The following is a 12,274-nucleotide window of genomic DNA, read 5'->3' on the forward strand; positions in this document are numbered from 1 at the left end:
GGTTGTCACAAATTCGACTTCGGTTGCTTGGGGGTAGTCTTCGTCTAATAGTTGACATATTTTTTTTAAGTAAAACTTGAAAGATTTTGTCAAAAAAACTTTTGAAAATTTTGAAGACAGAGTCATAAGGAAGAAAAGATGGCGATTTTTGGCTACAGTGACCAACTTAGTGTTACAACAAACGAAACCATCCGGTTTATGGTCAGTTGTGACAGCTCTAGCAAATACAGAGCAGATATCGTTCGTTTATTCCATGGCGATATAAGTCCCGAAGGACCAGGCTTTAAAGAAAAGTTAATCAGCACTTCTATAAGTGGAGAATACCCTAGTAAAAAACAAGATATTTATTCAGGATCTTGTGTGCTTGTACCAGATAGCCCTGCGCTACAAAAAGTTGAAAGTCTATCGTTACAAGCTATGGTCTATCCAACTACCCCAAACAAAGGATTACAGGGCTTGCTGACAAAATGGTCTAATTTGATAAATGCAGGTTATGGTCTGTTTATAGATGAAGATGGATGCTTATCCTTTTGGATTGGCGATAATGAGGGTCGAATCGAAAAAATCAGCACTGGCAAACCTATGCTAGCTAAGTGCTGGTATTTCGTTGGAGTAGCATTTGACGAAGCAAATAGTAAAGTTTGCATTTATCAGGAAGCAATTACCAGTGCAGTTAACAATCAAGTTTCTATTAGACATCTGGCAGACAATACAACGACGACAGTTAACTGTTCAACCAAAATTCGACCATTAGCTAACAATAACGCACCTTTTATTATAGGCGGTTATTTGGAAAAGGTTGAATCAGGTAGAATGATTGTTGGTGGACACTATAATGGAAAAATAGATAGACCTCGCCTATCAAAACGGTGTTTGAGTTGTGACGAAATGAAGTTCCTTGTAGAGAATACCTCAAGCAATGATTTGCTTGCTGCTTGGAATTTTGCCGTTGATATGACCACTCAGGGAACTTCAGCAAACAAAATCATTGACGAATCTCCAAACCATCTGGATGGTCTAGCTATTAATCTACCAACTCGAGGAATGACTGGATACAATTGGACATCAGATGAACACAACTTCACTCATGCACCTGAGCAGTATGGTGCTATCTATTTCCACGACGATGACTTAGATGATGCAGGGTGGGAAGTCAGTTTCGAGTTGAGTATTCCTGATGATATGAGAAGTGGTCTCTATGCAGCGCGTTTGACGACAAATGATGATGAGGACTACATTCCATTTTACGTTAGACCAAAAAAGGGGAGCCCAACTGCACGGATTGCTTTCTTAGCACCTACCGCAAGCTACATGGCATATGCCAACGATCACACCGTAACTAACGCAGGTATGCTTGAAACCATGATTGGTCGCACACCAATTATGCAAAAGCAGGATCTTTATCTTGCTGAACATAGAGAATACGGTCTATCTACTTATGATACTCATTCTGATGGCAGCGGTGTCTGCTATTCGTCACGGCTGCGACCGATCCTGAACATGAGACCGAAATGCAGACAATCAATATCATCATCATCATGGCAGTTCAACGCCGATTTGTATTTAATCGACTGGCTAACTGAAATGGATTATGAGTTTGACATAATTACTGATGAGGATCTGCATCTAGAAGGCGCATCTCTGATAGAACCCTATAAGGTTGTCCTAACTGGCTCTCATCCCGAATACTGCTCAGCCCAGATGCTCAATGCAATTGAAGCTTATCAGCAGAATGGGGGTCGGCTCATGTATATGGGGGGAAATGGGTTCTACTGGGTTACTGCATATCATCCTAACAATCCAAATGTAATAGAGGTTCGTAAATGGGGCGGTACTCAAGCTTGGAAAGCTCAACCAGGCGAATATTATTTGAGCTTTACAGGAGAGCTAGGCGGTATATGGCGGAACCGAGGTAGAACACCCCAGAAAATTGTCGGTACAGGATTTATTGCCCAAGGCTTTGATCTTTCCTCATACTATCGCCGAAAGCCTGATAGTTTTAAGCCACAAGCAGAATGGATTTTTGAGGGAGTTAGTGACGATGAGTTAATTGGAAATTTTGGATTAGTTGGCGGTGGTGCAGCGGGACTTGAACTTGACATTTATGATGTTGATTTGGGTACACCTTCTCACGCTCTTGTGCTTGCTTCATCAGAAGGTCATACTGATACATATTTGGAGGTTGTTGAAGAACTGTTTTGTAATATCCCAGGTTTAGGAGGTTCTCAAAATCCAAAGGTTCGTGCTGATCTGGTATACTATACTCTCCCCAAAGGTGGATCTGTATTTTCGGTCAGCTCGATCGCTTGGAGCGGGAGTCTTTCGTACAATAATTATGATAACAATGTCTCACGGATCACTAATAATGTGTTAAAGCGTTTCCTATTAGAAGAACCACTACCGTTGACATAAGTCTTCGCTCCTGTTATCTGAAAACCATATATCGGGAGATCCCAATACTGCATAGGTTTTAGAATTTCTTAGTTCAGATAAGCAGGGGGAGAAATGGAGCAGGGGAAGAATTTTACCTCCCCTGCTTATTCCATCAGTACTGAGGGAGATCCAACGTCCGATTGGTTGATGAGTGAATCGTAATAAAGGAAATAAAACCGGGACCCAAACGACGATGAAGTCATCGTTAATCCAGACGCACCATGTGATACAGTTTAAGAAACTCATCAATGGCAGTCATTATGTGCAACAGTTGGGATGAACCCGAATCCACCTAACAAACCGTCATCGTTACACATAGTTGAGCTAATTAAGAAATCAAGGAGATTTTATGAAGCAAAGAATGGAACTAAAAAAAATTGAACCAGCTGCGTATAAAGCTATGTTTGAATTGGAAAATTATGTCAATAAAAGTGGTTTGGATAAAAAAATTATTTCTTTAATTAAAATTCGTGCATCTCAAATTAACGGTTGCGCATTTTGTATAGATATGCATACAAAACATGCTAGAAAAGACGGAGAAACCGAACAACGTATATATGCACTCAATGCCTGGAGAGAAACTCCATTTTTTACCCCTGAAGAAAGTGCTGTATTAAACCTTACAGAAGCAATTACTCTTATTTCAGAAAATCATGTCCCCGATGAACTGTATGAAGAAGTAAGTCATTATTTTTCTTCCATTGAAATAGCAAAAATATTGATGACTATTGTTACAATAAACGCTTGGAATCGTATTGTTATAACTACAAGAATGGTTCCGGGTACATATCAAGTCTAGAATTTACCATGACTCATATCCTTCATATTGATACTAGTCCTCGTGGGGAGCGCTCAATTTCTCGGCAATTATCTAACGAGTTTATCAACATTTGGAAGACCCTTAATTCTCAAGACACAGTCACTTATCGAGACTTAGGTCATCATCCTGTCGCCCATGTTAATGAAATGTGGATTGCAGCGGCTTTTTCTCCCCCAGAAGAACTCACTCCTGAGCTAAGCGAGGTTATTCAATTATCTAATATTTTAGTGGATGAGTTTTTAGCAGCAGAGCGTTATGTCTTCGGCATTCCGATGTACAACTTCAACGTTCCGTCTACTTTCAAAGCCTACATTGATCAAATTGTCCGATTTAACCGCACCTTTACCTTTGATGAATCAGGTAAATATCAAGGTTTAGTTCCTGAAGGAAAGAAAATGCTGATTTTTACAGCTCGTGGCGGAAATTTTTCTTCAGAGATATCTATTACTAATTACGATTACCAAGAGCCATACTTAAAGGCTATTTTTGGGATGGTTGGTATTAGAGATATCACTTTTATTCATGCAGACAAATTAAATCTTGGTGAAGACTTACGTCAGCAGTCTTTAGTAAATGCCCGCGCTAATCTCAAGAAAGTCGCAGAAGATTGGGCAAACAATCGATAGATTCGATTCAGGTTTACTTTACCACCGAAAACCCCGCGTTCTCCTTTAATGGGGAACGTGGTAAAGAACCGTGTATATCAAAGCACTCGTATTCAAATGTGTATCGATTCAGCGAGATTGATTTAACTGGACTGGTTCTTTATTATAGAAGTGGTACTTGTAATCAATAATTGGTAGGCGTTAGATTTAATAGTATCTCCTAAAGAAGGATAGCAATCTTTAAGTAAGAATTCAGTAATCAGGAATCACAATTCAGGCAGTAGGCAAATATTTTAAGTGGACATACCCAGAAAAATGCTTTTATTTTATTGTCTACTTATTTTTGCCGATGTGTACTAGGAATTTGCGTTACCTGATTAAGGAATTAAAAACTTGTATGAAATTAGATGAAGATAATGATCAGGAACACATAGTTATATCAATCAATCACCAATCAATAGTTTCTTTCTCATGCTTGATTGACGGAGAATGGGAGTCTGGCAGTTGGTTAAAGTTATACAATGTACCTGAATATTTGTATTTTAATGAAGCTATTTTGCTGTGTCGAAATAATGACAATATATGGCTAGCTTGGATTCCAGATTATGGAGAAATACAAATTATTTAAGAGTTTTAAACAAGATTTAAACTCGCCGAACTGCTTAACAGAAAGATAAATTGAGTTAAAGATTGATAAATCTTTTTTAAGCATATTTTATCCTCAAGAAAAATCACCCGAACAAATATGACTACTAAAAATACAATCTTACCTCTTTACAAACGAATTCAATTGTTCTTCAATAAGAAATTAGGATGTGGAAATTTTCTGAATTTTGCTGTCGCAAATAACCCCTATCGAGACAATGATATTTTCTTTTTAGAACAACCTTTTAAAACGTTCACAGGAGATACTATTAACAGCTTTAGTTTATCTTTATTAAAAAATGTTGTTGATAAGTATGCCTCTTGGTACTATGAATCTGGTATTTGCGAGAATGATCCTGTTGCCATCTATTTAGAAGATGGAATCGGCTACTTTATCCATTACTTAGCATTAAATAATATTGGTGCCATTCCCGTTTTGGTAAATGGTTTGATGCAGTATGAGATCGCTGCCGATTTTATCCGTCGTGTTGGTGCTATTGCGTTATATACAGACGAGAAGCACTTAAATAATATTAGTGAACACGTCAAAGATAACATTTTATTAAAGTTTATTACTACAGATGCACAAAATTCACTAGCTCAAAATCAACACGGAAATATGAAACTACCACGATGGTATCCATATTCTCCTACAGATTCACACCCGATTATGCTCAGCCATTCATCTGGTACTACCGGAAACCCAAAAGCAGTTATATTTCAACATAAGCAATTTTTTATTGGTAAACGAATTCGTCTATTAAAGTTTCCTGCTAGTCGATTCGATAAGTTTTTGTTTGCTTTACCAAGTTCCCATTCTGCTGGTATTAGCTACTTTATGACTTCAACATTACTAGGTTTGCCGACTATGGTTCTATCTAATGTATCAGGTCATAATGCTATTAATTACCTTCGAAAATTTAACCCCTCTTTAGTAGCAGCATTTCCACAAACTTATGCCGAGATAGCTTCAGAGCCTTTAGAAGAGGGAGAATTTTCCTCTGTGAAAATGTGGTTCAATACTGGAGATGCAGCTCATGAAGCTCATATTAAAGCTCTTGTCACAGCAGGAAATCCTAAGTCAGTCTTTATTGATGGTCTTGGTGCATCAGAGCTAGGAATGGCTTTGTTTAATAAAGTTTCTAGCCGACAGACAACTCTTTTTGGTCGATATATGGGTAAACCGCGTAGCTTTGTAAAACCCGTAGTTTTAGATGAGCAAGGGAATATATTAGGGCCACATGAAGTTGGTCTACTTGGTATAAAATCTCCAACTATTACACCAGGATATTGGAATGATTCAAATAAAACTTTAAAAAGCTATAAGCAAGGATACTGGACTAGTGGCGACTTAGCCTATACCGACAAAAATGGAAATTTTTACCATCTTGATCGTTCTGTAGATGCTATTGAATGTAGCAGTGGTATGGTATACAGCCTACTCGTAGAAGAAGTAATTTTAAAACAAAATACAGAGGTTGCTGATTGTGCAGTCATAGGTGTTCCTAACAAACATGGAAAGTCTAGTTTAATTGCTCTTGTAAAAATGAAATCTGAAAAAAATATTAAAGCATCAATATTATTAGATGCTATTAATAAGGATATATCAGACTTAACTGCGGAAAAATTAACATCTTTATTAATAGTAAGAGAATTTCCTGTAGGTCCTACAGGGAAAGTTTTGAAAAGAAAACTTAGAGAAGAATATAAAAATTTCCTACTTGATTCTGAAACAGAATTAAGAAGCCATAAATATGAGGACCTAGCTTATTTTGAGAATTAGGTCATATTGCAAAAATTAGTACAAAGACAAAAGTATGCTTGCAACATCCTATCAATTAGAGCAATTGAATCATCTCAAAGACAATCATCAATTTTGGAAAAATAGTCTCTTACAAGCTGCTCAATCTGGGAATTTGACTATCGAAAACTATCGATATATTTGGAGTCAATACTTGCTTTATTCTCAGAATTTTACCCGTTATATAGCGGGCGTTATGGTGGCTTGTGAGAATGATTATCATCGGGCTCTGCTATCCGAAAATCTTTGGGAAGAGGGAGGGGGTTGCAAAACAGAAGAGCGACACAGTGAAATTTTCCGAAAATTCTTACAACAGCTTGGTATCAATCCCTTAAAGATTGAATATGCCGATTTCACTCACAAATTTGTTCGACAATATCTGGTTGAAACGAGTTGTTCAGATGCTCTCTGGTCAAGTGCCTTTCTATCTTTAGGGACTGAATCGATCGTACCTCAAATGTACAGTATTTTTATTCAGGGAATGCTTAAAGCTGGCATTCCTGATGAGTGGCTGCATTTCTTTTACACACATGTTAAATGTGATGATCAACACGCAGCTACTTTGGCAGAAATAATGTGTTCTTTTAATCAGGAAATTGGCTGGTTTGATCGATGTGCTTCTGCTCTCGATAAAGCACTAACAATGCGATCTGATTTCTTTGAAAATCTGTATGCTATCTGTTTACAACAAACTAATAGATAGGGTATGATTCCATAAGAATATTTTTATTCATAAAAAATATTCTTATGGAGCTTTATATACGACGAATTTGCAAGAGAGAAACACAAATCATTAATCTACGTCATTAGACATTAAAAAAGAAACAAGGACCATGAAAACTGTTAATTTTCAGTCACGAGATTTTGACAAAACACCCCCTGCTGTTGAATTACATATGCCAGACCGATTAATTCACAAATCGTTAGAGGCTGATGGTATTCATAATTCCTTTTCTGGGGTTCGTAAGCACCCAGTATTCTTTGTAGATCTACCTTCTTTTGCAATCAGTATGACTATAGGCATATTGAATCCTGGTGGTTGCTCAAATCGTCATCGCCATACCTACGAAACCATTCTTTACATTATTGAAGGACAGGGCTACAGTCTAATCGAGGATCTACGAATAGAATGGGAAGCTGGAGACGCTGTCTACATTCCAGTATGGGCATGGCATCACCACGTGAATCTAAATCAAGACAAACACGCTAAATATCTTGCTTGTGAGAATGCACCAATGCTACAAAATATGGGTGGTATTGCTCTGCGCGAAGAAGCTTAACAGAATCTCTCAACTTCTACTTGAAATAAGTAGTAAAATTGAACTTCTCATAATCTTTCTTCAAAATATATTTCGGTTTTGAATCATTGATTAATACTTAAATTATTGGATGCATTCCTATGAAACTAGCTTGGTTAGATATTAAGAACACTAAAGAGTCCGCAGTTAAAATTTTGTCACAGCCCAATATTAGTACCTTAGACGGAATTGTTGTAGATTCTCCGGAATCCATCAAAAATTTGCCTCCTAATGTTGATTCTAGTGTAAAACGCATTGCTTTTGTCAAAGACAAAGACCATATTGAGCAGTTCGTTAGTCTTGTAGATATCGTCATTCTTGATGCTTGTTGGGCACATGAAATACGGGAGTTAAAAGAAAAATATCAGCCTATAGAAATTGGTGTATTCGTAGATGTTGTGGATGAACCCACATTGCAAATTGCTTGTGAATCTGCGAAAAACCAAAATTGGACAGTAATCTACTTTAAAGACCCAACTAAAATTCCTTTAGAAATTGTCATTGCAGCAGCAGAGAACGCAAATGGTAAAATCATTACGATTGCAAAAGATATTGAAGAAGCAGAAATTATTTTAGGTGTTCTAGAAAAAGGTTCTCATGGAGTTATGTTAGCTCCTAGAAGCCTTACTGACGCAGTCGAACTTGCAACTATCTGTCACCAAATCAAAAAGATACAAATTCCTCTTGAAGAGTTAGAAGTAACAAAAATTACTCATATTGGTATGGGAGAGCGTGCTTGTATAGACACTTGTTCGTACTTTGAAAAAGATGAAGGAATACTTATTGGCTCTTTTTCTAAGGGAATGATTTTGGTTGCTAGCGAGACGCACCCACTGCCATATATGCCCACACGTCCTTTCCGCGTTAATGCTGGTGCCATACACTCCTACGCGGTTTCTAATATCACTCGTACCAACTATCTAAGTGAACTAAATGTTGGTCATAAAATTTTGGCTGTTGATTGTCAAGGCAAATCACGTGAAATTGTCATTGGAAGGGTTAAGATTGAAATCCGCCCACTACTGAGTATTAATGCAGTATCAACAACTGGAGAAACTGTGAACTTGATTGTCCAAGATGATTGGCATGTGAGAGTTCTTGGACCTAATAACAAGGTACTTAATGTTACAGAGTTGACTCCTGGAGAGTTATTGCTTGGTTATCTTGCTTCCAGTGGACGACATGTTGGGTTTCCAGTTCAAGAATATTGTCTTGAAAAATAAGACAATATGGTTATCAAATTCTTCACAAATTGAAATCACTTATGATTCTTGTAACTGGAGCAACCGGAACTAATGGTTATGAAATCTTAAAGCAACTTTCTGCCACTGATGCTAAAGTTCGAGCATTTGTCCGTAATCCCAATAAAGCATCAGTGGTCGAACAACTTGGTGTTGAAGTTGTCATAGGGAATTTCAATGATCCTGAGACACTCAACACTGCCCTAAAGAATGTGGAAAAAGCTATCTTGCTCTCAGCACCAGATCAACAACAAGTGGAACTCCAAAGTAATTTTATTCAAGCCGCCAAGCAGAATGGGATTAAACACGTTGTTAAATTTTCCGCTTTGGGTGCCGATCTTAACGCTCCTGCCGCAATCCTCAGGTCACATGCACAAACCGAAAAGCAACTTGAGCAGACTGGTATTGCATTTACTCACCTACGTCCCAACGTTTTTATGCAAAACTTATTACGCGCTGCTCAAACAATTGCCACAGAGAACACTTTTTATGATCGAGTAGGCGATGCAAAGTTTAGCTTTGTCGATATCAGAGACATTGCCGCTGTGGCTGTGAGGGTACTTACTGAGGAAGGACATGAAGGTAAAGTTTATACTCTTACGGGACCTGAAGTGCTGTCTTTTGCAGAGGTTGCGCACAAACTTTCCATTGCAACTGAGAAGAAAGTGACTTATGTGAGTATCTCCCCAGAGGACTACAAAAGACGTATACTTAAGTCAGGGGGACAAGAATGGTTGGTAGATGCAATTAATGAAATATACAATTACTACAGTAAAGGTATGGGCATGACGATGACGAACGTGGTAGCTGATGTCACGAAAAAGCAGCCTATATTTTTTGAACAGTTTGCAAAGGATTATGCCCAAAGATTTAAGCAAACTTGATTGGGACATATTTTAGTCTTGCTGGCAGGCTATTTGTCCATTACATCTTTATTGACATCATTGACATCAATTAATGTTCAACACCTTATTTTACTAATGCTACAAGAGTTAAATTCACAAAATATCGATGCAGCGTTAATACTTTTTGAAAAATATCAAGAATTTTACGAAGTACAAAATATTGATAAAGAGAAGAATCGTAAACACTTGCAAATGATTATGGATAATGAAGAACTTGGCAAATTATTTCTCTTACAGGATGAGTATACTTATGTGGGTTTTTCTACGATATATTACTCCTTTTCTAGCAGAATAGCAGAAAAAATTGCTATTTTAAACGATCTGTATGTATTGGACACCTATCGGGGAAAAGGTCTTGGCAAGAAGCTTTTGGAACACTGCTTTATTTATCTTAAATCACGTGGGATAAAGACAGTAAGATGGACAACTCGTGATGACAATGTAGTTGCACAGAAACTTTACAACAATTACGCACATGGAACTAAGTGGCTAATGTATTCTTATATAATCTCCTAAAATTGAAAAGACAGAAGGCAGACGAGAATTTCTGTGATTGATTCTGTCGAGGTACTTATCGATCTTCCATCACTCTGGAGTGAATCTGGGGTGAATTGTGTTATATCGGAGCTTTTTGGCTATTTGAAATAGTCTACTTATTGCCGACCTGTACTGGGGAGGTTTATGTGAACAAAAATCTTTATGATAGTACTACTAGCAATTCTGGTTTACCTAAGTTGAACCTAGCACAACTGCCAAAGTTAAAGCATCAGTCAGCTAAGCTCTACGAACGGGTTGCCAATGAAGTCATCCGCTTAATTGAGCAAGGAATTCTTGCACGGGGAGAGCGCATTCCTTCAATACGTAATCTCCAAAAACAATTAGGGGTAAGTTTGTCTACTGTTGTTCAAGCCTACTCATTACTTGAGAACCAAGGTTTCATTGAGGCTAGACCTAATTCCGGTTACTACGTAAAAGTTCAGCCAGAGAAAGCACTTCTCGAATCCAAGACTTCTTACCCACTTTCAGATACTCACTGGAACACTATCAGTGATATAGTTTATTGTTTGCAGTCAGCTGCCCAAAACCCTGAAATTATCCCTTTCGGAACGAATATCCCAGGAGTCCAACTTTTCCCTACCGTCAAGCTCAATCAATTCCTTATAGACACGAGCCGTCGGATAGGTGAGCAAGCTAATACATACGAAGCTTTTTGTGGTAACGAAGCCCTACGCTATCAGCTGGCTAAGCGATCTCTTCAGTGGAGCAGTGGTATCTCAAGCGAGGAAATTGTTACAACAGCAGGTTGCATGGAGGCTATTAACTTATGTCTGAGAGCAGTTGCTAGACCAGGTGATACGATCGCTATTGAATCGCCTACTTATTACGGTATCATCTTGCTGCTTGAAAGCTTAGGAATGAAAGCTCTGGAGATTCCAACACATCCGGAGGATGGAGTCTGTCTAGAAAATCTGGAAGATACTTTAAAGAACAAGTCAGTTAAAGCATGTTTATTCATTCTCAACTTCAACAATCCTCAGGGTACTTGCATGCCCGATGAACGTAAAAAGTATCTAGTAGAAATGCTCAGCCGACATAAGATACCGCTTATTGAAAATGATGTACTAGGTAGTTTGTATTTTGGTAAAACTCGACCATGTTCTGCAAAGGTCTTTGACAAGGAAGGCTTTGTGTTACTATGCTCTTCTTTCAGCAAAACTTTAGTTCCTGGTTATCGAGTAGGTTGGTGTGTTCCAGGTCGTTATCTAACACAAGTAACACACTTAAAATCGGTCACTAGTGTATCTACTGGTACTCTCGTACAAGCAACTATTGCTGAATTTCTTCAAAACGGTAATTATGATAAACACCTCAGACTTGTTCGCAAAACTTACTCACGTCAAATTGAATACGTGATGGAAGTCATCAAGAACTATTTTCCATCAGGTACACTAGTCAATAAACCCAGAGGCGGATACGTTTTGTGGGTCGAGTTACCTCAAACTGTGAATAGCTTAGATCTACTGCGTCAAGCTTTAACTAAACACATTAGCATTGCTCCAGGTCCTATTTTCTCTCCTACTGGTAAATTCAGCAACTTCATGTGTTTAAATTGCGCAAACCCTTGGTCATCTAATTTAGAGCAAGGACTTATTACATTGGCAGATTTAGTGTCTCAGAGGATGTACGACAATTAAAAGTGTTGCTCGAATGATTGCTAGAAAAATTATCGTAATCGTTTATATAAAAAAATCCTAAAAAATTGAGACTTTAACTGTTTGAGTTAAAACTTCATAATCACTGCACAAGGAAGACAAAGAAGATGAGACAGATACATCCTTCGTTGTCTTCCTTGTCTCCTTTTTTCACATTTCGTGAGAAGTCGGTTTCACATGCATAATTTTTGTGACGAGTTGTAATTTGCCACACAGATAGTCATACTCAGCAAGGTTGCCTTCTGTACTCAAAGTGTTATGGCAAAAAATAGGACAAAATCGATAAATTTGTATCTGTACAAGAAAAATATAT

Annotated in this window: 11 protein-coding genes; all 11 read left to right on the plus strand. The window is 37.8% G+C overall.

What is annotated here, in order from left to right:
- Window positions 1-138 precede the first annotated feature (138 nt).
- Window positions 139-2,412, plus strand: a complete 2,274-nt coding sequence (locus tag G4P69_RS15195; protein WP_208338719.1) for a N,N-dimethylformamidase beta subunit family domain-containing protein — start codon at window positions 139-141, stop codon at window positions 2,410-2,412.
- 370 nt (window positions 2,413-2,782) lie between these two features.
- Window positions 2,783-3,232, plus strand: coding sequence for a carboxymuconolactone decarboxylase family protein (locus G4P69_RS15200; protein ID WP_243902086.1), 450 nt, complete (start codon window positions 2,783-2,785; stop codon window positions 3,230-3,232).
- An 8-nt stretch (window positions 3,233-3,240) separates the two neighbouring features.
- Window positions 3,241-3,879: an FMN-dependent NADH-azoreductase gene (locus G4P69_RS15205; RefSeq protein WP_208338721.1), complete on the plus strand. Its 639-nt coding sequence runs from the start codon at window positions 3,241-3,243 to the stop codon at window positions 3,877-3,879.
- A gap of 376 nt (window positions 3,880-4,255) precedes the next feature.
- Entirely contained in the window at window positions 4,256-4,486 is a 231-nt protein-coding gene (locus G4P69_RS15210; protein WP_208338723.1) for a hypothetical protein, read from the plus strand.
- A 117-nt stretch (window positions 4,487-4,603) separates the two neighbouring features.
- Window positions 4,604-6,286: a class I adenylate-forming enzyme family protein gene (locus G4P69_RS15215; protein ID WP_208338725.1), complete on the plus strand. Its 1,683-nt coding sequence runs from the start codon at window positions 4,604-4,606 to the stop codon at window positions 6,284-6,286.
- 34 nt (window positions 6,287-6,320) lie between these two features.
- Complete coding sequence (locus G4P69_RS15220) at window positions 6,321-7,007, plus strand: TenA family transcriptional regulator (protein WP_208338727.1); 687 nt, start codon at window positions 6,321-6,323, stop codon at window positions 7,005-7,007.
- Window positions 7,008-7,137: 130 nt separating this feature from the next.
- Window positions 7,138-7,584, plus strand: coding sequence for a cupin domain-containing protein (locus G4P69_RS15225; RefSeq protein ID WP_208338729.1), 447 nt, complete (start codon window positions 7,138-7,140; stop codon window positions 7,582-7,584).
- A gap of 119 nt (window positions 7,585-7,703) precedes the next feature.
- Window positions 7,704-8,825 carry a 3-dehydroquinate synthase II family protein gene (locus G4P69_RS15230; protein ID WP_208338731.1) on the plus strand — a complete coding sequence of 374 codons (1,122 nt, stop codon included), beginning with the start codon at window positions 7,704-7,706 and terminating at the stop codon, window positions 8,823-8,825.
- Between the two features lie 41 nt (window positions 8,826-8,866).
- Window positions 8,867-9,727 carry an SDR family oxidoreductase gene (locus G4P69_RS15235; protein WP_208338733.1) on the plus strand — a complete coding sequence of 287 codons (861 nt, stop codon included), beginning with the start codon at window positions 8,867-8,869 and terminating at the stop codon, window positions 9,725-9,727.
- The gene (locus G4P69_RS15240) at window positions 9,728-10,264 is read left to right on the plus strand and encodes a GNAT family N-acetyltransferase (protein ID WP_208338735.1); all 537 of its coding nucleotides are present in this window, start codon (window positions 9,728-9,730) and stop codon (window positions 10,262-10,264) included. It begins immediately after the preceding gene.
- 167 nt (window positions 10,265-10,431) lie between these two features.
- Window positions 10,432-11,943, plus strand: a complete 1,512-nt coding sequence (locus G4P69_RS15245) for an aminotransferase-like domain-containing protein (RefSeq protein WP_208338737.1) — start codon at window positions 10,432-10,434, stop codon at window positions 11,941-11,943.
- Window positions 11,944-12,274: the final 331 nt, after the last annotated feature.

It is taken from the genome of Aetokthonos hydrillicola CCALA 1050, assembly GCF_017591665.1.
Lineage (GTDB): Bacteria > Cyanobacteriota > Cyanobacteriia > Cyanobacteriales > Nostocaceae > Aetokthonos > Aetokthonos hydrillicola.

What these genes read in the sequence shown, in the direction of transcription:
- G4P69_RS15195 (WP_208338719.1), top strand. Translation starts at nt 139, where the DNA reads ATGGCGATTTTTGGCTACAGTGACCAACTTAGTGTTACAACAAACGAA.
- G4P69_RS15200 (WP_243902086.1), top strand. Translation starts at nt 2,783, where the DNA reads ATGAAGCAAAGAATGGAACTAAAAAAAATTGAACCAGCTGCGTATAAA.
- G4P69_RS15205 (WP_208338721.1), top strand. Translation starts at nt 3,241, where the DNA reads ATGACTCATATCCTTCATATTGATACTAGTCCTCGTGGGGAGCGCTCA.
- G4P69_RS15210 (WP_208338723.1), top strand. Translation starts at nt 4,256, where the DNA reads ATGAAATTAGATGAAGATAATGATCAGGAACACATAGTTATATCAATC.
- G4P69_RS15215 (WP_208338725.1), top strand. Translation starts at nt 4,604, where the DNA reads ATGACTACTAAAAATACAATCTTACCTCTTTACAAACGAATTCAATTG.
- G4P69_RS15220 (WP_208338727.1), top strand. Translation starts at nt 6,321, where the DNA reads ATGCTTGCAACATCCTATCAATTAGAGCAATTGAATCATCTCAAAGAC.
- G4P69_RS15225 (WP_208338729.1), top strand. Translation starts at nt 7,138, where the DNA reads ATGAAAACTGTTAATTTTCAGTCACGAGATTTTGACAAAACACCCCCT.
- G4P69_RS15230 (WP_208338731.1), top strand. Translation starts at nt 7,704, where the DNA reads ATGAAACTAGCTTGGTTAGATATTAAGAACACTAAAGAGTCCGCAGTT.
- G4P69_RS15235 (WP_208338733.1), top strand. Translation starts at nt 8,867, where the DNA reads ATGATTCTTGTAACTGGAGCAACCGGAACTAATGGTTATGAAATCTTA.